Origin of the sequence: Variovorax sp. R-27 (assembly GCF_049913215.1) — a bacterium.
In the GTDB taxonomy this organism is placed as follows: domain Bacteria; phylum Pseudomonadota; class Gammaproteobacteria; order Burkholderiales; family Burkholderiaceae_C; genus Variovorax.
The window spans coordinates 4,108,219-4,128,480 of the sequence record NZ_CP183984.1; the positions used below are offsets into that span (position 1 = coordinate 4,108,219).

16 protein-coding genes and 1 tRNA gene are annotated in these 20,262 nt (G+C 66.0%); 8 read left to right on the plus strand and 9 right to left on the minus strand.

Annotation, left to right across the window (positions count from 1 at the left end):
• Nucleotides 1–23: 23 nt before the first annotated feature.
• Nucleotides 24–2,648: an alanine--tRNA ligase gene (gene alaS / locus ACN9MV_RS19260; RefSeq protein WP_426389001.1), complete on the minus strand. Its 2,625-nt coding sequence runs from the start codon at nucleotides 2,646–2,648 to the stop codon at nucleotides 24–26.
• Nucleotides 2,649–2,910: 262 nt separating this feature from the next.
• Here alaS and ACN9MV_RS19265 point away from each other — a divergent pair, with 262 nt between their 5' ends.
• On the plus strand, nucleotides 2,911–3,735 hold the full coding sequence (locus tag ACN9MV_RS19265; protein ID WP_093073549.1) for a ferritin-like domain-containing protein: 825 nt from the start codon (nucleotides 2,911–2,913) through the stop codon (nucleotides 3,733–3,735).
• A gap of 470 nt (nucleotides 3,736–4,205) precedes the next feature.
• Here the strand turns inward: ACN9MV_RS19265 and ACN9MV_RS19270 are convergent, their stop codons facing one another.
• Both ACN9MV_RS19270 and ACN9MV_RS19275 read right to left on the minus strand, forming a co-directional pair.
• Complete coding sequence (locus ACN9MV_RS19270) at nucleotides 4,206–4,493, minus strand: hypothetical protein (RefSeq protein WP_093055798.1); 288 nt, start codon at nucleotides 4,491–4,493, stop codon at nucleotides 4,206–4,208.
• Nucleotides 4,494–4,768: 275 nt separating this feature from the next.
• Nucleotides 4,769–5,206 (minus strand): hypothetical protein, encoded by a 438-nt coding sequence (locus ACN9MV_RS19275; RefSeq protein WP_426389004.1) that lies wholly within the window; start codon nucleotides 5,204–5,206, stop codon nucleotides 4,769–4,771.
• 88 nt (nucleotides 5,207–5,294) lie between these two features.
• Between ACN9MV_RS19275 and ACN9MV_RS19280 the strand changes: the two genes are divergently transcribed.
• The 3 genes from ACN9MV_RS19280 to ACN9MV_RS19290 all read left to right on the plus strand — a co-directional run bounded on the left by ACN9MV_RS19280 (nucleotide 5,295) and on the right by ACN9MV_RS19290 (nucleotide 6,454).
• Nucleotides 5,295–5,368, plus strand: a tRNA-Gly gene (locus ACN9MV_RS19280).
• A 143-nt stretch (nucleotides 5,369–5,511) separates the two neighbouring features.
• Nucleotides 5,512–5,796, plus strand: a complete 285-nt coding sequence (locus tag ACN9MV_RS19285; RefSeq protein WP_097198960.1) for a hypothetical protein — start codon at nucleotides 5,512–5,514, stop codon at nucleotides 5,794–5,796.
• A gap of 37 nt (nucleotides 5,797–5,833) precedes the next feature.
• Nucleotides 5,834–6,454 (plus strand): hypothetical protein, encoded by a 621-nt coding sequence (locus tag ACN9MV_RS19290; protein WP_093055784.1) that lies wholly within the window; start codon nucleotides 5,834–5,836, stop codon nucleotides 6,452–6,454.
• On the opposite strand, the gene ACN9MV_RS19295 is transcribed toward ACN9MV_RS19290, so the two are convergent.
• Nucleotides 6,440–7,216, minus strand: a complete 777-nt coding sequence (locus ACN9MV_RS19295) for a Crp/Fnr family transcriptional regulator (RefSeq protein WP_426389006.1) — start codon at nucleotides 7,214–7,216, stop codon at nucleotides 6,440–6,442. The two genes, ACN9MV_RS19290 and ACN9MV_RS19295, sit on opposite strands and share 15 nt — an antisense overlap.
• Nucleotides 7,217–7,288: 72 nt before the next feature.
• On the opposite strand from ACN9MV_RS19295, the gene ACN9MV_RS19300 reads away from it, so the two are divergent.
• Nucleotides 7,289–9,535, plus strand: coding sequence for a DUF6351 family protein (locus ACN9MV_RS19300; RefSeq protein WP_426389008.1), 2,247 nt, complete (start codon nucleotides 7,289–7,291; stop codon nucleotides 9,533–9,535).
• Here the strand turns inward: ACN9MV_RS19300 and ACN9MV_RS19305 are convergent.
• Nucleotides 9,532–10,440: a LysR substrate-binding domain-containing protein gene (locus ACN9MV_RS19305; RefSeq protein ID WP_426389010.1), complete on the minus strand. Its 909-nt coding sequence runs from the start codon at nucleotides 10,438–10,440 to the stop codon at nucleotides 9,532–9,534. The two genes, ACN9MV_RS19300 and ACN9MV_RS19305, sit on opposite strands and share 4 nt — an antisense overlap.
• Nucleotides 10,441–10,551: 111 nt before the next feature.
• Here ACN9MV_RS19305 and ACN9MV_RS19310 point away from each other — a divergent pair, with 111 nt between their 5' ends.
• The 3 genes from ACN9MV_RS19310 (at nucleotide 10,552) to ACN9MV_RS19320 (ending at nucleotide 13,674) form a co-directional block, all read left to right on the plus strand.
• Nucleotides 10,552–11,826 carry an SGNH/GDSL hydrolase family protein gene (locus ACN9MV_RS19310; protein ID WP_426389012.1) on the plus strand — a complete coding sequence of 425 codons (1,275 nt, stop codon included), beginning with the start codon at nucleotides 10,552–10,554 and terminating at the stop codon, nucleotides 11,824–11,826.
• Between the two features lie 279 nt (nucleotides 11,827–12,105).
• Nucleotides 12,106–12,627: a 2'-5' RNA ligase family protein gene (locus tag ACN9MV_RS19315; protein WP_093055986.1), complete on the plus strand. Its 522-nt coding sequence runs from the start codon at nucleotides 12,106–12,108 to the stop codon at nucleotides 12,625–12,627.
• Nucleotides 12,628–12,660: 33 nt separating this feature from the next.
• A complete protein-coding gene (locus ACN9MV_RS19320; protein ID WP_426389014.1) occupies nucleotides 12,661–13,674 on the plus strand; it encodes a phosphotransferase enzyme family protein in 1,014 nt (337 codons plus the stop codon).
• A gap of 15 nt (nucleotides 13,675–13,689) precedes the next feature.
• Here the strand turns inward: ACN9MV_RS19320 and ACN9MV_RS19325 are convergent, their stop codons facing one another.
• The 4 genes from ACN9MV_RS19325 to imuA form a co-directional block, all read right to left on the minus strand.
• Nucleotides 13,690–14,607 carry a hypothetical protein gene (locus ACN9MV_RS19325; protein ID WP_426389016.1) on the minus strand — a complete coding sequence of 306 codons (918 nt, stop codon included), beginning with the start codon at nucleotides 14,605–14,607 and terminating at the stop codon, nucleotides 13,690–13,692.
• An 80-nt stretch (nucleotides 14,608–14,687) separates the two neighbouring features.
• A complete protein-coding gene (locus ACN9MV_RS19330; protein WP_426389018.1) occupies nucleotides 14,688–18,056 on the minus strand; it encodes an error-prone DNA polymerase in 3,369 nt (1,122 codons plus the stop codon).
• Complete coding sequence (locus tag ACN9MV_RS19335) at nucleotides 18,049–19,413, minus strand: Y-family DNA polymerase (RefSeq protein WP_426389020.1); 1,365 nt, start codon at nucleotides 19,411–19,413, stop codon at nucleotides 18,049–18,051. The genes ACN9MV_RS19330 and ACN9MV_RS19335 overlap by 8 nt, the downstream gene beginning before the upstream one ends.
• On the minus strand, nucleotides 19,382–20,188 hold the full coding sequence (gene imuA / locus ACN9MV_RS19340) for a translesion DNA synthesis-associated protein ImuA (protein WP_426389022.1): 807 nt from the start codon (nucleotides 20,186–20,188) through the stop codon (nucleotides 19,382–19,384). Before imuA ends, ACN9MV_RS19335 begins: the two co-directional genes overlap by 32 nt.
• Nucleotides 20,189–20,262 lie beyond the last annotated feature (74 nt).

The following is a 20,262-nucleotide window of genomic DNA, read 5'->3' on the forward strand; positions in this document are numbered from 1 at the left end:
TGCTTGTTCCTGATGCGTGTCTGTCAGGCGCGTTCCGCGACCCAGGCCTGCACCGATTGCAGCGCGGCCGGAAGGCCCGCCGCATTGGTGCCGCCGGCCATGGCCATGTCGGCCTTGCCGCCGCCCTTGCCGCCGACCTGCTGGGCCACGAAGTTGACCAGCTCGCCGGCCTTGACCTTGCCCACGCTGTCGGCCGTGACGCCGGCTGCGATCTGCACCTTGTCGCCGTCGACTGCGGCCAGCACGATGGCGGCGGTCTTGAGCTTGTCCTTCAGCTTGTCCATGGTGTCGCGCAGCGTCTTGGCATCAGCACCGTCAAGCTTGGCGGCCAGCACCTTGATGCCCTTGACGTCCACGGCCTGCGACACGAGTTCGTCGCCCTTGGACGATGCGAGCTTGCCCTTGAGCGCACCCACTTCGCGCTCGAGCGCCCTCACCTGTTCCAGCACCTGCGTGAGCCGGCCCTGCAGCTCGGCGGCCGGCGACTTGAGCGTGGCGGCCACGCTGTGCACGGTCGATTCGAGGTCCTGCAGGTACGACAGCGCATTGGCGCCCGTGACGGCTTCGATACGGCGCACACCAGCGGCCACGCCGCCTTCGCTGACGATCTTGAAGAGGCCGATGTCGCCCGTGCGGCCCACGTGGGTGCCGCCGCACAGTTCGCGGCTGGTGCCGATGTCGAGCACGCGCACAGTCTCGCCGTACTTCTCGCCGAACAGCATCATCGCGCCGGTCTTCTGGGCCGACTCCATGTCCATCACGCGGGCGTGCGTCTCGGAGTTGGCGAGGATCTCAGCGTTGACGCGCTTCTCGATCTCGAGGATCTGCGCGTGCGTGACGGGTGCGTTGTGCGCGAAGTCGAAGCGCGTCTTGTCGGCATCGACCAGCGAGCCCTTCTGCTGCACGTGATCGCCCAGCACTTCGCGCAGGGCCTTGTGCATCAGGTGGGTGACCGAGTGGTTGCGCATGGTGGCGGCGCGGCGGGCAATGTCGACCGCGGCCTTGACCGCGTCGCCGACCTTGAGCGTGCCCTGGGTCTGCGTGCCGTGGTGGCCGAACACGTCGGCCTTGATCTTCTGTGTGTCTTCAACGCCGAACTGCACGCCTTCGGCGATAAGCACACCCTGGTCGCCGACCTGGCCGCCGCTCTCCGAATAGAAAGGCGTGGTGTCGAGCACGACGATGCCGCTCTGGCCTTCCTTCAGCTCTTGAACAGCCGCGCCTTCGAAGTACAGCGCCACGACCTTGGCGCTTTCCTCCAGGTGGTCGTAGCCGGTGAAGGTGTTGCCCGCGCCGGCGTATTCGACGTTGCGGTCCATCTTGAACTTGCCGGCAGCACGGCCCGCGGCCTTCTGCTTTTCCATGGCGGCGTTGAAGCCCGCCTCATCGACGCTCACGCCGCGCTCGCGGCATACGTCGGCCGACAGGTCGAGCGGAAAGCCGTAGGTGTCGTGCAGCTTGAAGGCCACTTCGCCCGGCAGCACCTTGGCGTCGCCGGCCAGTGCAGCATCGAGGATTTCCATGCCGTTGGCCAGCGTTTCGAAGAAGCGTTCTTCCTCGGCCTTCAGCGTGTCGGTGATGCGCTTTTCGTCGGCCACAAGCTTCGGATATGCGTCGCCCATGAGCTTCACGAGGTCGGGCACGAGCTTGTGGAAGAAGGGCTTCTTCTGGCCCAGCTTGTAGCCGTGGCGAATGGCGCGACGGATGATGCGACGCTGCACATAGCCGCGGCCTTCATTCGACGGGATCACGCCATCGGCCACCAGGAACGAGGTGGCGCGGATGTGGTCGGCGATCACCTTGAGCGAGTTGTTGGCCAGGTCTTGCGTGCCGGTTTCGCGGCCGGCGGCCTTGATGAGCGCGTCGAAGATGTCGATTTCGTAGTTGCTGTGCACGTGCTGCAGGATCGCGGCCAGGCGCTCCAGGCCCATGCCGGTGTCGACGCAGGGTGCGGGCAGTTTCTTGACCGAGCCGTCGGGCTGCATGTCGAACTGCATAAACACGTTGTTCCAGATCTCGATGTAGCGGTCGCCGTCTTCGTCGGGGCTGCCGGGCGGGCCGCCGGGAATCTCGGGGCCGTGGTCATAGAAGATTTCGGAGCACGGGCCGCAGGGGCCCGTGTCGGCCATCATCCAGAAGTTGTCGGACATGTAGCGTCCGCCCTTGTTGTCGCCGATGCGCACGACGCGTTCTGGCGGCAAGCCGATTTCCTTGGTCCAGATGTCGTAGGCCTCGTCGTCCTCGATGTAGACCGTGGCCCAGAGCTTCTCGGCCGGCAGCTTGTAGACCTTGGTCAGCAGCTCGAAGGCCCAGGTGAGTGATTCGCGCTTGAAGTAGTCGCCGAAGCTCCAGTTGCCCAGCATCTCGAAGAAAGTGTGGTGGCGCGCGGTGTAGCCCACGTTCTCGAGGTCGTTGTGCTTGCCGCCGGCGCGCAGGCAGGCCTGGACCGAGGCGGCGCGCACGTAGTTGCGCTTGTCTTCGCCGAGGAACACGTCCTTGAACTGGACCATGCCCGAGTTGGTGAACATGAGCGTCGGGTCGTTGCCCGGCACCAGCGAGCTCGAGGCCACGACGGTGTGGCCCTTGGAGGCGAAGAAATCGAGAAAGGTCTTGCGGATGTCCGCGACCGTGAATGTGGGCTGGCTCATCTTTGGATTCGTCTTCTGTCGAGGGCGGCGCGGCGATGGCGACCCTCTTGTCGAACCCACTGCGGCGAACCGGCCTAACTGCTTGATTTGCTTGAACAAACGATTATAGGTTTGGCCATGGCGCCCGCGCCCGGATCGGGCCGCACCGGGAAAACTGCACGATCCGGACTCCGCGGCTAATATGTGACTTGGCGCAAAAAACGAGAACCAAATACGGTCTGCGCCATCCGTACTTGTACGGACAAAAGATCAAGGAGTTCGCATGGCAAGCCAAGAGGCGGAACAACACTGGCAGATCGAAGACCTGGATTTCTCGCGCATCGCGCTCGACAAGGTACGCCCGGACGAGAACCTCTTCTACCTGGTGACGTCCGCCTCCTTCATAGAGAGCGGCTCCGACCTCTACACACAGAACCTGGTCGACTTCTTCCGGGGCGACGACGAAGTCACCGACTGGCTGTCGAACCACTGGGAGCAGGAAGAACTGCAGCACGGCAAGGCCCTGCGCGCCTACGTTCGCCACGTGTGGCCTGAGTTCGAATGGGACACCGCCTACCAGGGCTTCCTTGAGGAATACGCGACCTACTGCAAGGTAGAGCTGCTGGCGCCGACCCGCGCCCTCGAAATGACCGCCCGCTGCGTGGTCGAGACCGGCACCGCCACCTACTACCGCGCCATGGCCCGCAGCACCAACGAGCCCGTGCTGCAAGACCTGGCCACCCGCATCGCGACCGACGAGGTCAACCACTACAAGCACTTCTACCGCTTCTTCCGCCGCTATCGCGAGCAGGAAAAGCTGAGCCGCTTTCGCGTGATGGGCACCATCGGCCGCCGCACGCTCGAACTCAAGAGCGAGGACGCCGACTGCGCGATCCGCCATGTGGTGAAGGCGCGCTCGCCCGGCCGCGCCAGCGACACGGCCTACGTGGAGCGGCTGAGCGCGGACATGAACAGCACCATCCGCACAAACCTGAGCCCCGGCAACACGCTCAAGATGCTGATGCGGCCGCTGGAGCTGCCGGCGAAGGTGCAGGCGGTGATCCAGTACCCGATCAGGCAGTTCATGCAGCACGTGTTCCTGCGCTGAGGGATGGCTGGATAGATAGATGTGCGGGTTGCCGGCACCGCACAAAAAAAACCCAGCACAGGGCTGGGTTGAACCTCTTGAGTGCTGTCACGCACAGAGAACTCGCACTTCGAAGCGAGTCCGCAAAATCTAGGGCCTCATGCCCCGGCGCCTTGTCGGACAGGACCGACACTTCAGATCGATGAGTCTGATCAGGTGAGCGCCAGCGGTCTGCCAACCGCACAAAACTGCCAAATAGTTCACGTTTTAATAAGTGTCCTACGGCGACTGCCTGTTTCCGGCTGACACCGGCGTCCGGGGCGACCACAGACCATACCGATGCTGTCACGCAACAGGGCCGCATAAAAGAAGAGCTCTCTGTCAGTGCTTAGAGCCGGCCCACCAGGGTCACTCGGACCCGCTTCGGCGGGTATTTTTTTGGCGCGACGCCGCACAGACCGAGCCCACGCCCCGGCCCCCCCCCGCTGCTTTCAGTTCGCCGAGGTCAGCCCCGGCTTGCGGGTTCCGTCCAGCGAATACAGCTGCGGCCGGTCTTCCGCGGTGCCTTCCGCCACCAGCCCATGCGCCACCGCCTGCGGCTGGCGATAGAGCTCGTTCTCGAGGCGCCTGACGCGTTCGGCGTACATCCGGGCCAGGGCACTGTGATGCTCTGCCGCCGCCTGATGCTCGATGCGCGCCATTTGCGCCTCTTCAAGAAGTGCCGCCGCGCGCCGGAGGTACGCGGTGTGATTCGGACGAAACAAGAAGTCGAACGTCATTTCACGCTCCTTTCCGCAAGGGTGCGGTGGAGTCATGTTCCTCCGCGCCCGCCTTCAAGTCTGTCGGAGCGCGCCTACCCTCGGGCTACCCATTTTGCTCTTGACTTGCCCATACCACACGGCCATGACACGTTGTTCCTTCTTGACGGGGACAACGTTGTGGAAAACTGTGTGCGCATCGCTCGAAAGCCTTGCCTGGCGTGGCCTGCAACGCGATGCCTGCGAAAGAGGCAGTGCGCGAAAAAAATTTCTGAGCGCCGTCGGCTGCTGCCGGACTACCCCATATCCGACCGCTTGCAATTGAAGACCGTGCCCGGATCGACCGCCCGCAGCACCGGCACCTTGCCCACGAACGTCACCCCGGCACTTATCAGACGCCACTCCCCCGCCTTGAACAGCTTGAAGAGGTTCGTGACTTCATCGCCTGCCGCGGGAATGGCATTGAAGACGTAGACCGGCTCGCCGCCCTGGGTATCGTCCATGCTCAGCAACTCGGCCCGCATCTTGCCCATGGTGTCCGTGTCTTTGGTCCTCTGGCGCACGATGTCCATGTTGACGGTACGAGAGTGCTCGTCGATCGAGATCCTGCGGATCCAGGGGGCTGGCCCCGCACTGTTGTGAGCTGGCACGCATGCGATTGTTCCGGCTGCGGCCGAGCTTGCTGCCGCGGCGAAGAACAAATGAAGGGCGAGGTGAGTGGGCTTGAGTTTCATGCTCGGTTGAGGCTCCTGGGTCGAAGGACATGCATCTATACTCCCGCCTGTCGTCGCTTGCAGGCATGCAGTCGGCGACTTGCCAGATGCGGGTGTAGTTCAATGGTAGAACGGCAGCTTCCCAAGCTTCATACGAGGGTTCGATTCCCTTCACCCGCTCCAACAGCTCCCGCGAATTCCTGCGTGTCTTCCTTCAGGCACCTGCCGTACTGCTCCCGGCACCAGCAAGACCGTGTCGAAACGGTCGGGGCGCTGTGGCAAAGGTGCCTCCATACGGCCTTTGCGATCACGTAGCATCCCGGCCCATGAGCTACACCGTGAAACTGGTCGATTTCCCCGACGCCCCGGCCGACGTCATCGCCACTGCGGAGTCGCGCTTCCGCCGCGAGCTCGACAAGCTGCTGGGCGACAACGTCGAAGCCGCGCTGAAGGCATTCGAGAACGCCAGCGAGTCCAGCGCCGACGAACTCAGCAAGGACGAACTTGCGCTGGCCGCCACCTGGGCCAAGGCCTACGAAACCGCCAAGACTGCCGGCTTTCGCGCACTCGGCGAAGCCGACGAGGCCTACTTCGAGATCCGCCTCGACTGACCTGCCCGTTCTTTCCCCTCGACTCCAGGACCAGTCCATGAAACTGCTGTTCGCCCTGCTTCTCTGCGCCCTGCTCTGCGCCTGCGCGAGCGCACCGAACACGGCGCCGGCCGCAGGAACAACGGCAGCAACGCCGCCCGCCGCCGAGTCGGCACCGGCCCCGCCCACGGGCGTGCAGTGGCGCTACATCAACTCCAAGTCTTACGAGGCACTGAATGCGGGCCTCGGCAACAGTCACCGCTTCGAGAGCAGCGTCGGCTGGATCGATGTCTACGTGTACGACATGAAGCGCGCCTGGCAACCAGGCGTGGACGACCCTCAATTCGACGAGCACTTCAAGAGCACCATCGCCGAGGTGCAGCGAGCCACCGCCCAGGGCATGTACGCAAGCGCCAGGATCGGCCCCACACGCGACGTGCGCATCGAAGGGCTGACCTTCCGCACGGTCTCGTTCCGCCTCGTGCATGCAAAGGACGCCAAGGCCTACGACTCGTTCACATACCTCGCGGTGCGCAACGGCAAGCTGCTGAAGTACCGCATGTCCTTCAACGCGCCGGCGCCGGCCAACGTGGAAGCCATTGCGCGCGAGTTCATCGAACGCAATGTGCGCACCGGCCCCGACACGCCAGTCGGCACGCGCCAGCTACGCAGCACCTGACGGGCGCAGCGGCAAGACGCCTTCTGCCTTGTAGCCGCGCAAGCCGCCAAGATCGAGCACCGTCAGCCCGCGCTTTTCGAGGCGGATGAGTCCCAGCGCCTGAAAGCGCTGCAGCGCAACATTCACGCGCTGCCTCGACACGTTCGCGAGCAGTCCGATCTCCGTCTGCCCCACCTCCAGGAAGCGCGGTGCATCGGGATACAGATCAGGGTTGAACAGGCTCGCCAGGCAGTTCGCGACGCGCGCGTCGGTGTCGAGCAGGCGCTCATGCTCCAGCGCGCCGATGAAGAGGCTGAGCCGCGCGTTGAGCAGTTCCTGCAGGTAGTGGTTGAACGGCACGCTGGTGCCGCGCAGCCATTCGAAGGTACGGCGCGGCATCAGCGCAACGCGCGTGGGTCGCAGCGCGAACACGTCGTAGCGGCGCGCCTCGTGCTTGAACAACGAACCTTCGCCGAACCACACGCCGGCCGACACGCCCGTAAGGGTCGAGACCCGTCCGTCTTCGGATGCGACTGACATCTTTGCGAAGCCATCGATCAGCGCCATCCAGTGCTCGACCGGCTCGCCGGCGCGCGCAATGCAGCCGCCGCGCGCGAACTGCCGTTCCTGCATGCTGCCGAGCACGTGTTCGAGGTCAACCGGCGACAGGGCCGACGCCCATTTGGAGCGCCGCACCGTCTCTTCCAGCACCTGCGCAGCGGAGGAAGAAGAAAAAGGCTCGCTGGGTGAATCAGGGATTACCTGTAGCAATTCGCGCGTCATGTGTCGTCGCAACGACCGCGCCCCGGAACGTCCATTCGTATTCTTTCAAGACATACAACACAGGAGACGTCCATGTTCGCTACACCCCGTCGCCCGCACAAGCGGGTTTTTCCGTGGCCGCGCCGGCCCCGCGCCCTTGCCGCGGGTCTCGCCATGGCAGGAGCTCTGCTCGTCGCGGGATGCGGCGGAGGCTCCGACGGCGGATCGGGGTTTTCGTTCATTCCCGGCGCCAGCCCACCGCCCGCGACGCAGACGCCGGCCGCGTTCCAGGTGAAGACGCTCTCGTCGTCGCCCGACATGGTCAGCGGCGGCGACTCGCTGATCGAAATCACCGCGCCCGTTGGCGTGGCGCTCGACAAGGTTCGCGTAAGCCTGAACGGCAAGGACGTGAGTTCGCAGGTGCCGGTGGCCGACAGCACGGCCCGCGTACTGCGCGGCCTCGTCACCGGGCTCACGACGGATGCTTCCAGCACCACGGGCAGCAGCAACACGCTGGTGGTCAGCAACGCCGACAACACCGCGCAGCGCACCGAGACGAAGCTGGTCAACTACCCCATCACCGGGCCCATTCTTTCGGGCCCGCACATCTCGCCTTATGAATGCCGCACGGTGCAGAACGGCCTGGGTTCACCGCTCGACGCCGACTGCTCGGCCGCGACACAGGTGCTCTGGTACTACCGCAGCACCTCCAATACTTTCAAACCGCTTTCAGACCCCACGGGCACGCGCCCCGCTGACCTCGCGACCACCACCACCAACGACGGCAACACCGTGCCCTACATCGTGCGCGTGGAGTCGGGCACCATCAACCGCGGCGTGTACCGGCTCGCGGTGCTCGACAACCCGACCAAGGACGCACCCGCCACCTGGAAGCCCGGCGCGGGCTGGAACAAGAAGCTCGTCGTGTACTTCGACTGCTGCGGCTCTGCCCAGTACAACCAGGGCGTGCATCCCATCGAGACGATCCTCGGCGATGTGGGCCACATCCAGCTGTCGCGCGGCTTCGCCTTCATGAACTCGACCGAGCTCTGGAACAACCAGCACGCCAACCCACACCTGCAGGGCGAGACGCTGATGATGCTGAAGGAGCACGTCATCGAGGAATTCGGCGCCGTGCCCAAGTGGACGGTCGGCTTCGGCGGCTCGGGCGGCGCCATCCAGCAGTACCTGATCGCGCAGCTCTACCCGGGCCTGCTCGACGGCATCCAGCCCATCGTGTCCTTCCCCGAGACGCTGATGCCCGAGGTGATGGAGTGCCGGCTGCTCAACAACGTCTACAAGCTCGACACCACCACCTGGACCACGGCCAAGCAAAACGCGGTGAACGGCTTCAACACCAACACCTGCACGAGCTGGGACCTGTCCTTCGCGAGCATCATCAAGTCCGACAACGCCGTGGGCTGCGGCTTTCTCGAACCGGCCAACGTGTCGAACGTGTTCAACCGCACGACCAACCCCAACGGCATCCGCTGCGACCTGTTCCAGACCAACGTGAACCTGCTCGGCAAGCGCGCCGGCACGCAGGAGGCGCGGCGCCCCATCGACAACGTCGGCGTGCAGTACGGCCTGGCCGCGCTGAACAGCGGCGCGATCTCGGTGACGGAGTTTCTCGACCTGAACGAGAAGGTCGGAGGCTACGACGGCGACGGCAACACGCAGGCCGCGCGCTCCGTTGCAGACCCCGATGCGCTGAAGCTCACCTATGCGGGCGGCTTCAAGAACAGCTTCAAGGGGCCGGGCCTTGCGAACATTCCGATCATCACGCAGCGCGGCAATGCCGATGCCGTGGGCGACATCCACGACACGATGCAGGACCTGATCATCCGGGCCCGCCTGCAGCGCGCCAACGGCCGCAGCGACAACCAGATCATCTGGACGCTGGGATCGAAGTCGCCCGTCGACTACATGTCGGCCTCGCTCGACCTCATCAACAAGTGGCTGGACAACATGGCTGCCGACACGGCTGCACCGTCCATCGACAAGGTCGTGCGCAACAAGCCCGCTGGCGCGAATGATGCCTGCTGGGACGCGAGCGGCACGCGCATCGACGAAGCTGCGTCGACCAATCCGGCGGCCAGCTGCAACGTGGTGTACCCGCGCTTCAGCACGCCGCGCCTCGTTGCCGGCACGCCGCTGGTCAACGACGTGCTCAAGTGCCAGCTGAAGCCGGTGAATGCGGCCGACTACTCGGTGACCATTGCAGGCGCCGACCTGGCGCGCCTGCAGACCATCTTCCCGAGCGGCGTGTGCGACTGGAGCAAGCCGGGCGCGGGCCAGGAGGCGCTGCGCGGCACCTTCTTTCGGCTGCCGCTGAACTAGCGCGTAACCGGGCGGGAGGCGCCCGGCAGCTGCGCCACCCGCTCGGCCAGGAAGTCCACCAGCACGCGCACGCGCAGCGGCTGGTGGCGGCGCGGGGCATACAGCAGGTGCACCTCCTGCGCCGGGCCGGTGTGGCGGCCGAGCACGCGCACCAGTCGGCCTTGTTCGAGCAGGTCGGCCACCATCCAGGTGGGCTGCAACGAGATGCCGGCGCCGCCGAGCACGCTGTCGAGCAGAGCCACCGCGTTGTTCACCCGATAGCGGCTGCGCACCGGCACGGTGACGGGGCCATCGGGGCCTTGCAGCAGCACGCCGTCGTCGCCCGCCGCATAGCGCAGGTAGTCGTGCGCCAGCAGGTCCTGAGGCTTGCGCGGCTTGCCGCATGCCGCGATGTAGTCCGGTGAAGCGACCAGCACGCGCGGCCACGTGCCCAGGTGGCGCGCGACCAAGTCGGGCGGCAAGGCGCCGCCGACGCGCAGAGAGACGTCGATGCGCTCCTCCAGCGGATCGACGAAGCGGTCGTCGAGCACCAGCTCCAGCTCGATGTCCGGGTACAGGCCCAGGAACTCCACCGCCATCGCGTTGAGATGCCGCTGGCCCATGGTCACCGGCGCGCTCATGCGCAGCAGGCCGCGCGGCTGCTGGATGCCTTCGCGCACGTCGGACACCGCGTCGCCGTAGTCCTCCAGCATGCGCCGTGCGCGCTCGTGAAAGCGCTGGCCTTCCTCGGTCAGGCTCAGGCCTGCTGCGGTGCGCCGCAGCAGGCGCACGCCGAGCGAACGCTCCAGCCCCGCGACCAGCTTGCTGACGGTGGGCTGCGTGGTGTCGAGCGCGCGGGCCGCGCCCGACAGGCTGCCCAGCTCCACGCTGTGCACGAAGGCTTCGAGGGCGCGCAGGGTGTCCATGATGTATTCGTATTTGGAATGGTCTGGATGCCATTCTGCCGTCTACCCATCCGGATACGCATGAAAGAAAGTCAGGGCGTTGCTTCAGCTTTCATCCAAGGACCTCTTCTCATGACCACATCGACACTCGCATCGATCCTGCGCCACGGCGCCCTCGCGTTCACCCTGGCCGCCACAGCCGCAACTTCAACAGCAGAACCGGCGGCCTACTGGAGCCCCAGCTGGATGGCCAGCACGCAACCCATATGGAACGGCGACTTCGTGCTGCCCACCGGCCTGCCCTTCCAGTTCAACCGGCAGACCGTGCGCCAGGTGGCGCGGCTGAGCATCGGCGGGTCGCGGCTGCGCGTGGTGATCAGCAACGAAGGCGGGGTGGCGCCGCTGTACATCGGCACAGCGCGCGTGGCCCGGCATGCCGAAGGCTCGGCTGTCGTCGAGGGCAGCGACCGGCCGTTGCGCTTCGGCGGGCAGGCCGACGTTACCATCCCGCCCGGCGCGCGGCTGGTCAGCGACCCGGTGGACATCGCCTTGCCCGCACTCGGCGAAGTTGCCGTGTCCCTCTATATGCCGCGGCCCAGCCAGCCCGCGGGCTTTCACTTCGATGCGCGCCAGACCGCCTACGTGGCCGATGGCGACCTGACCGGCGCCGCGCACCTGCCGGCAGCGGCAACGCAATGGAGCACCCGTGTCTACGTCAGCGGCCTGATCGTCGAGACAACCCAGCCACCAACCACCGTCGTCACCCTCGGCGATTCGCTGACCGACGGCAACGGTTCCACGCCCAGCGCCAATACCCGCTGGCCCGACGCGCTGGCCGAGCGGCTGGTGGGACGCAATGTCGCTGTGCTGAACGCTGGCATCTCCGGCGGCCGCCTGTTGAAGGACGGCATGGGCCACGCCGGCCTGGAACGCGCGGGCCGCGATGTGTTCGCCCAGCCGGGCGTGCGCGCCATGATCGTGCTGCTGGGCACCAACGACATCGGCTGGCCCGGCGGCCCGTTCGCACCAAACGAACCCGCCGTGCGCGCGGAAGCCGTCATCCAGGGCCTGCGGCAGCTGGCGGAGCTGGCCCATGCCCACAACGTGCGCATCATGGCCGGCACCATCGCGCCGACCGAACGCGCGCTGGAGGGCACACCGCTCGAAGGCCACTACTCGCCTGAGAAGGACAAGGTGCGCCAGGCCGTGAACCGCTGGATCCGCGAAGGCGGCGCGTTCGACGCCGTGGTCGACTTCGACGCGGTGTTGCGCGACCCGGCCCGGCCCTCGCGGCTGAAGGCGGCGATGGACTCGGGCGACCACTTGCATCCGGGCGATGCGGGTTACAGGGCGATGGCAGCGGCTGTCGACCTGGATGCTCTGCTGGGCACGCCTGCACGACCCTGAAAATACTGTACATAAATACAGTATTTCTCTAAAATTCGTCGTCTCCAAGAACAACTTCAAGGCGACGCCGATGACTACCGCCAATCCGCCTGCGCCCACTGCGCAGGTTCTTTTTTTCTCCAGGTTGCACCAGTTGCAGCCTCCCTCCCGTACGGGTCGGATCTCGACCTGGCCCTTCAAGGTGACCCGTGACAAGGGAGACATTCGCGTGCAGGCAGCGCGCGTCATCCGCACGACGGCCGAGAGCTGGTGGCCGCCTGAATCCTGAAGAAGCGCCCGATGGCCGAGTCCAATAAGCTTCTCGTCGGACTCTTTCCCGCCAGGGAAGTGCAAGCTGAAATAGAGGCGCACCGCAAGAACTGGTGGTGGCCCAGAGGCTGCTCCTTTCCGCCCGTAGACCGCCTGCACCTGACGCTCCAGTACCTCCCCGATCAGCAGGGCAACGCCGAGCAACGTCTGCGCGCCGCGCTCGCCGAAGTGTCGATGCAGCCACTGCAACTCACGCTCGACCGCTCCTGCACATGGTCGAACGACGCCTCGGTAGTGCAACCGTCGGAGCATGAAGATTTGCGGCGCCTTCAGTACGACATCAGTCGTGCGCTGGTGCGAGCCGGCTTTTCACTCGATGTCCATGTCCGCGGATGGACGCCGCACGTCACGATCGCACGGGACGCCGAACGCGCAGCAAGGCCCACTTCCCTGAAGCCCATCCGCTGGACGGCAACAGAGTTCCGACTGGTCCGCTCGCACTTCACGTATCCGTTTCGCCACGAACCCCTCGGCTCCTATCCTCTGCACTGAGGTGCGGCATTCGTCCGGCGCTACAGTGGCCGCATGCTGACGCCCCCCGACCTGTCGCGCGAAACCATCGCGCAATACCTCGCCGATGCCTATGGCCTGCACGACGCCCGCATCGAATTCCTGCCCCTCGGCGCGGATGTGAACTCCACCGTCTTTCGCATCAATGCGAGTGACGGCGCCGCGTACTTCCTCAAGCTGCGCAGAGGCGATTTCGACCAGCCGGTCGTCGCGGTCCCTGCCTTCCTTCACCACGACAAAGGCATCGAAGCCGTGATGGCGCCGCTGCCCACAACGAGCCAGCAGTTGAGCACGCAAAGCCACGGTTTCGACTGGGCGCTCTATCCCTTCTTCGACGGCAAGAACGGTTTCGAACGCACATTGACGAACCGCCAATGGACCACGCTCGGCGCCGCATTGGGCGCGATCCATCGCACCGAACTACCCGAAGCGCTGTCGGCCGGTCTTCCCAAAGAGCACTACGCCCACCACTGGCGTGAAGGCGTCCGCCGCTACCAGCGCCGGTTCATCAACGGCGTGAAAGGCGACGACATCGTCAAGCGCTTCCTCGCCTTCTGGGAGGAGCATGCGGAAGAGATCGACACCGTCGTCTATCGCGGCGAACAGCTCGCCTCCATCCTGCTCGAACGCCCGCCGCAGCTGGTGCTGTGCCACTCCGATCTCCACGCGGGCAATGTTCTCGTCGGCGACGGCGACCGCATTTCCATCGTCGACTGGGACACGCTCATCCTCGCCCCGAAAGAGCGCGACCTGATGTTCATCGGCGGTGGCGTCGGCCACATGTGGAACCAGCCGCAGGAAGAAGCGCTGTTCTACGAAGGCTACGGATCGAAAGACATCGACCTCGTCGCCCTCGCCTACTACCGCTACGAACGCATCGCAAAAGACGTGCTCGAGTTCTGCGACCAGATGTTCGATGCCACGGCCAGTGCTGAAGACCGCGAAGAAGGCCTGCGCCAGATGCAGAGCCAGTTCCTGCCTGGCGACGTCGTCGCCATCGCGCACCGGAGCTACGACGACATCACCTGACCCGGCCCGAGGTCGTCAGATCAGCATGTCCTGCACGTCGTCCTCGAATCCGGCAATCGGCTGCGCCTTGGCCAGCGCGAGCCACACCGCAAACGGAATGCGATCGAACGAGCGATGCACGGCTGCACGCGCGACCACGAGGCGTTCGCCCTCCAGCACCATCACGCCGCATTCGGCCGGCACTTCTTCTGGTTTGGCGATGCAGCGGCCCTTCGCGTCGTTGCCCAGCACGTACCAGCACTCGCCGCCCAGGTCGAGGTACGCCGCGCGCTTGTCGGGCTTGCGCAGGTCGCCCAGCAGGTCGGCGCGGCTCACCTTCACCTCGTGCACGATGGGGTGCGCGTAAGCCTCCACGCTGGTATTGCGGATGGAGAACACATCGGGCCGCGCAACGCACCAGCGCGGCTTGCCGCCCTCTTCCAGCGGCGGCAGTCGGGCGCGCAGGCCCAGGCCGCGCCATGCGATGCGGCCGCCGCGCGTCATCTCGCGCGCCACGCGCTCCACCAGCGCTTCGTGCGGCGACAGCGCGGCGCGGTTGATGGTGAGCGTGGTGGCGATGCGCGCAATGCCGGTGTCGGTCACGCGCAGCGTCTCGTGGCCGTGCACCGTGCGCACGCGCTCCAGATAGCCGCCGGCGAGCAGTTCGACTTCGACGGTGTCGCAGCACGGCCAGCCGGCCGAGCGATAGATCTCGCGCAGGCGCCGCGCATGCGGCTTGCCGAACGGCACCGCCGTCCCGGCCTTCTGCATAGGTGGAGGCTCCACCACCGGTGGCGGAAAGCCGGGGTCGATCACAGGCGGCACGACTGGCGGCGGATCGCCCTCCGGCGGTGGCATGGGCGGCGGCGGTGGTGGCACGGGCACGTCGGGCGCAGGAGGCGGCGGGCCGATGGGCGTGGCGACGATGGGGTCGAAAGCGGCAAGTGCGGACATGGCGGAAACAGGTTAGCGAAAAGCGGAGGAAGGCGCGAGGCATGGAACGATCGGTTGCATTCGGTCGTTCCCTTCCCGCGTCAATGAAAGTCGCGGCTCGTGTTGCTCTGCGCGAGCCGGCCCATGAGCGGCGTCAGGTCCCTGAAGCCCGTGGCGATCAGGTGCTGCACCTTGCCTCCGCTGTCGTCGTCGCGCTGCCATGTGCCCTGCACTGCGAGCAGGTGCGACTTGAGCAGCGGCTCGCGCCAGGCCTCGATGACATGGCTCCAGACGATGACGTTGACATTGCCCGTCTCGTCCTCCAGCGTGACGAAAATGGTGCCGTTGGCGGTCTGTGGGCGCTGCCGTCCCTTGACGATGCCGCAGGCGCGCGCGGTCTGCCCGCTGGGCAGCGAACGCAGTTCGGCCGCGCTCATGAGCTTCATGCGCGCAAGGCGCGGGCGCAGCAGCGCGAGCGGATGGCGGCGCAGCGTGAGGCCGAGCGCCGCGTAGTCGCCGACGATCTCCTCCCCCTCGGGCGCGGCCGGCAGCAGCAGCGCCTGCTCGTTGATCGGCACGCCCCGCAGCAGAGCCTGCGACCGGTGCTGCGCGGTGGCGTCCCACACCTGCTGGCGCCGATGGCCCGAGAGCGACATCAGCGCATCGGCGGCGGCCAGCGCGGCCATGTCCTTGCCGTCGAGTTCGGCGCGCAGGGCAAGGTCTTCGGTGCTCGTGAAGGGCGATTGGTCGCGTGCTTTGAGCAGGCGCTCGGCGCCACCCTTGCTGAGGCTCGATATGCGGTTCAGGCCCAGCCGCACCGCAGGCTGGTTCTCGTTGCCGAGGCGGTCGATGTAGCGTGGATCGATGCCTGGAGAACGCAGCACATCGGGATCACGGGCTTCGAGCGTGGTGTCGAGTTCGCTGCGTGTGACGTCGACCGGGCGCACCTCGACGCCATGGCGACGTGCGTCCTGAACGAGCTGCGACGGGCTGTAGAAGCCCATCGGCTGCGAATCGAGCAGCGCGGCGAGGAAGCAGGCCGGCTCGTAGTTCTTGAGCCAGCTGCTCACCGTTACCAGCAGCGCAAAGCTGGCGGCGTGGCTTTCGGGGAAGCCGTAGTCGCCGAAGCCCATGACCTGCTTGAAGATGGCTTCGGCGAATGCCTTGGGGTATTCGTTATCGACCATGCCATTCACGAGCTTGTCGTGGAACTTGTCGAGCCCCCCTTTGCGCTTCCATGCAGCCATGGCACGCCGCAGTTGATCGGCCTCGTCGGCCGTGAACTTGGCCGCGATCATGGCGATCTGCATCACCTGCTCCTGGAAGATCGGAATGCCCAGCGTTCGCTCCAACGCAGGGCGCAGCTCTTCCTTCTCATAGTGGATAGGCAGGTTGTTGCGCTTGCGCTCCCGCTGCTTGAGATACGGATGCACCATGCCGCCTTGTATGGGCCCGGGCCGCACGATGGCAACCTCGATCACCAGGTCTTCGTACGTGCGCGGCTTCAGGCGCGGCAGCATCGACATCTGCGCCCGGCTCTCGATCTGGAACACGCCGATGGTGTCGGCGTCGCAGATCATGTCGAACACCTTCTGGTCGTCGCTCGGTATCTGGTGCATCTCCAGCATCGAGCCCCGCCAGCGATTCATGTGAGCGAGCCCCCGGCGGATCGCGCTGAGCATGCCGAGCGCGAGCACATCGACCTTGAGCATGCCCATCGCTTCGAGATCGTCCTTCTCCCACTGGATGACGGAGCGGTCTTTCATCGACGCCTTCTCGACCGGTACCAGCCGCGTGAGCTTCGTGTGCGTGAGCACGAAGCCGCCCACGTGCTGGCTCAGGTGGCGCGGAAAGCCCTTGAGCCGCTGCGTCATCTCGATCCAGTGCATCAGCTTGAGTTCGTCCTCCTGGACACCGACGCGCGCCGAAGCCTGGCGCAGTTGCTCGCCGAGCACTGTCTCGTCGAACCAGTAGTGGTCTTTCGCGAACTCGTCGATCAGCCGCTCGTCGATGCCGATGGCCTTGCCCACGTCGCGCAACGCGCTGCGTGCGCGATAGCAGATGACGACGGCGGCGATGGCGGCACGGTCGCGGCCATATTTTTCGTAGATGTACTGGATGACTTCTTCGCGCCGCTGGTGCTCGAAGTCGACGTCGATGTCGGGTGGCTCGCGGCGTTCGCGGCTCAGGAAGCGCTCGAACAGGAGCGTGCCCTTATCTGGGTCGATAGCTGTGATGCCAAGGCAGTAGCACACCGCCGAGTTCGCGGATGACCCACGCCCTTGGCAAAGGATCTTCTGCGATTTTGCGAAGCCGACAATGTTTTCCACCGTGAGAAAGAACATCTCGTATTCGAGGTCGATGATGAGATCGAGCTCCTTGCGGACCTGCCGGCAAACGCTCTCCGGAATACCCGAGGCATACCTTTCAAGCGGATACCTTTCGAGTGCCCCTTCCCACGTCTTGCGCACCAGCGTCTGCGCCGGCGTCTCGTGGTTTCCCACGCTCTCAAGCGGGTACTTGTAGTTCTCGCGGATCACTTCAGGGTCGAACCTGCACCGCCCGGCCACCAAAAGCGTGTTCGTCAGCATCTCCTGAAAATAAAGTTCCGCCAGCCGCATGCGCGGCCGCAGATGCCGCTCGGCATTCGACTGCAGCGCAAAGCCGCATTCGGCCACCGTCTTGCCTTCGCGCACCGCCGTCAGCACGTCGTGCAATGGCTTCTGCGAGCGCACGTCCATGCGCACGTCACCGGCGGCCACGAGCGGCACGCCTGTTTCCTCGCCCGCCTGCATCAGCGTGACGAACCAGAGGTCATCGTCGAGTTCGTTGAACAGCTCCACGGCCAGCCAGAGGTTTTCGCCGTACAGCGCCTTGGCGGCCATCAGGTCTTCGTGCAGCGTCGCAACATTCATCGCACCGCCGGGGTTGCGCTGCGGCACGAAAAGAACCTGGCAGTGCTGCAGCGAAGCCACGTCGCTGTCTTCCCAGCTCACGCGGTACTCGCCCTTGGGCAGTTCGGTGTTGCGCGCGGCGGTGATGAACTCGCACAGGTTGCCCCAGCCCTCGGTGTCGTTTGCGATCACCACGAGCTTGAAGCGCTCGAACTGGAACTCGCTGCCGAACAGCAGGCGGAAAGCGGAGTTACGCGGGATCTCCGGCTCGTCGGGATGCTCGCGCTCATGCTCGGCCAGCTTCGCCGGAAGGTCGCGCAGGGCCACATGGGCCCGCACGATGCCCGCCACCGAGCATTCGTCGGTAATGGCGAGCGCGATATAGCCGAGCTGGTAGGCCCGCTCCACCATCTGCTCCGGCGTCGAAGCGCCCCGCTGGAAGCTGAAGTTGGTCAGGCAATGCAGCTCGGCATAGTCCGGCAGCGTCGGCGCGGTTTTTTTGCGCAGCGGCAACGGCAGCGCATGCACCTTGGCCGAGTTGCGCCCGCGCAGTTGCTTGCCGCTCAGGTCAGGCATAGAAGCCCTGCAGATACCAGCGCACCTCGCCGGAAGAAAAGCGCGCGGCGGGCCGCTCGCGAAAGATCCACACCAGCCCGGCCTCGGGACTTTCCGCGACGTAGTAGTCGCGCATCGCGGGCTGGCCGCCGTCTTCCTTGTCGCCCCACCAGCCCGTCTCGACACGCTGCGGCCCGATCAGCCTGCTCAGCGGGCCGCGGTAGCACGGGCGCTCGCCGTCCATTTCGAGCAGCAGCGGCTCGGGCAGCAGCCACGGCGGGTAGATGGCATCGGGCTGCGACGCCGCGGCCCTGGCGGCCTTTGCTTCCTTGCGGACCTTGTCACCGGGCGCCTTTTCCTTTTCTTTCTGCAGCGCGGGCCGCCATGCCTGCTTGCGCTCGGGCCGGTGGTCGGCCTGCGCCGACGGCACCACCACCTGCTGCGCTCCGAGCCGCACGCTGAGCCGCTCGACCATCTCGTGCAGCCTGTCGCCCTTGCGGTTGTCTTCCGGCAGAAAGCTGGTACTGGCGCCAGCCCACGGATCGGTTTCGAGCGTGTGCAGCCTGAGCCAGCTCGCGGGCGCGGCCAGCGTGGTGAGGGCCAGTTTTTCGGACAGCAGGCGGCGCAGGTGCGCCATGTCCTGCGTGGGCTCGGCCGTGCGCACGGTGACCTGCTGGTGCGGCGGCAGGTTCACGCCATTGAAGCGCTTGAGATCGAGCGTCCACTCCAGTTCGAGCGCGCGCGCACCACGCTGGCGGGCACGCAGCCAGATCTGCAGGGCCGACAGCAGCCGGTTGGCCGACCACATGAGTTCGGGCGCGGTCTCGGCCAGCGCGGGCAGCTCCAGCTTCTGCTCGAACACGTCGGGCAGCGTGAGCCAGGCATGGCTTTCGGGGCGCAGGCCCCATGCGGCGTCGAGCGCCTCGCGCAGCCCTGCGCCGAAGCGCCGCGTGAGGCCGCCGCGCGGAAGCGCCGCCACCTCGCCCCAAGTGCGGCAACCCAGGCGCGCAAGCAGGTCGAGGTGTTCGCGCGCGGCGCTCAGAGTGTCGAGAGGCAGCCCGGCCGGCACCTCCTGCGGCCGCTTTTCCTGTCGCACGAACAGGCGCAGCCGGGCCAGCGCGATCAGGCTCGTGGCGCCCTGCGCACCCTGCATGCGAACGTCGGGCGCGGGGTTGTCGGCAAGCAACTGGCGCATCAGCTGCAACCGCCCGCCCCACAGGCGCTCGCAGGCGGAGACTTCGAGCATCAGTGCCTCGTCTTGCCAAGCCACGTGGGGCGTGTACTGCAGCGCCCACCAGCCCAGCGCTTCGGGCGTGGGCAAGACAGGAGCATCGGGCGTGTCGGCGTCAAGCGACCACCGCAAGGCGATCCAGTGCATCCGGGCCTCCTTTCCACGCGTCGATGCGCACCACGGTCGCCGAGGTTGCCGACTCGCCGGCCGGCACCGTGCCCAGTTGCTGCAGACGCAGCTTGCGCCGCAGCCGGGCGGCGGCCAGCAATGCGGTCATGCGTTCGTTGCGCGCCGGGAGCATCACCGGCGCGGCCAGCGGCGGGCCACGACGCTTGAGGATGTGCAGCTCGATCTGCGACGCATCCGCTTCGCAGCGCCCGGCACGAATGCGCAGCCGCGCCGGCGAGGCCGACAGCGCGACCGATTCGGGCCGGCACACGAACAGCAGCACCTCGTGCTGCGCAGCCGCCAGCTGCAGCCGCCGCAGCTCACCCACCCGCGCCTGCGGCAGCCAGGCCACGACGGCGGCGATGTCCGCGCAGCGCAGTGCCTGCTCGCAGGCCCACAGCCGGGCGGCCGGGGCCTCGCTCCTGATCCACATGAGGGCCTCCACCGGCAGCCCCTGCGCCGCGAGCGACGGCCCGCAAGGCTCATAAGGCGCGCCGACCAGCACCACCGGCCCGCCCCGCGCCTGCACCGCCTGCGCCAGCGCGGGCAGCAGCAGCCGCCAGACATGAGCCTCGGGCGCGGCCTGCAGCAGCTCCGTCATCGCGCCGACCGGCCAGCCGCCACCCGGCAACTGCGCGTCGAGCGCAGTGTGGCCGGTGGCGACGACCTGCGCGTCGGCCAGGCCGAGTTCGTCGGCATGCCAGACGCCACGGCCTGCGGCAGCGGAAAAGGAGTCGAGGAAAGGAAGGCCCATGGTGAAGACTGTTAACTGTATTTTTATACAGTATTTCATGACCCACAACAAGAAAGCTGCTTTTCTCTTTTTGC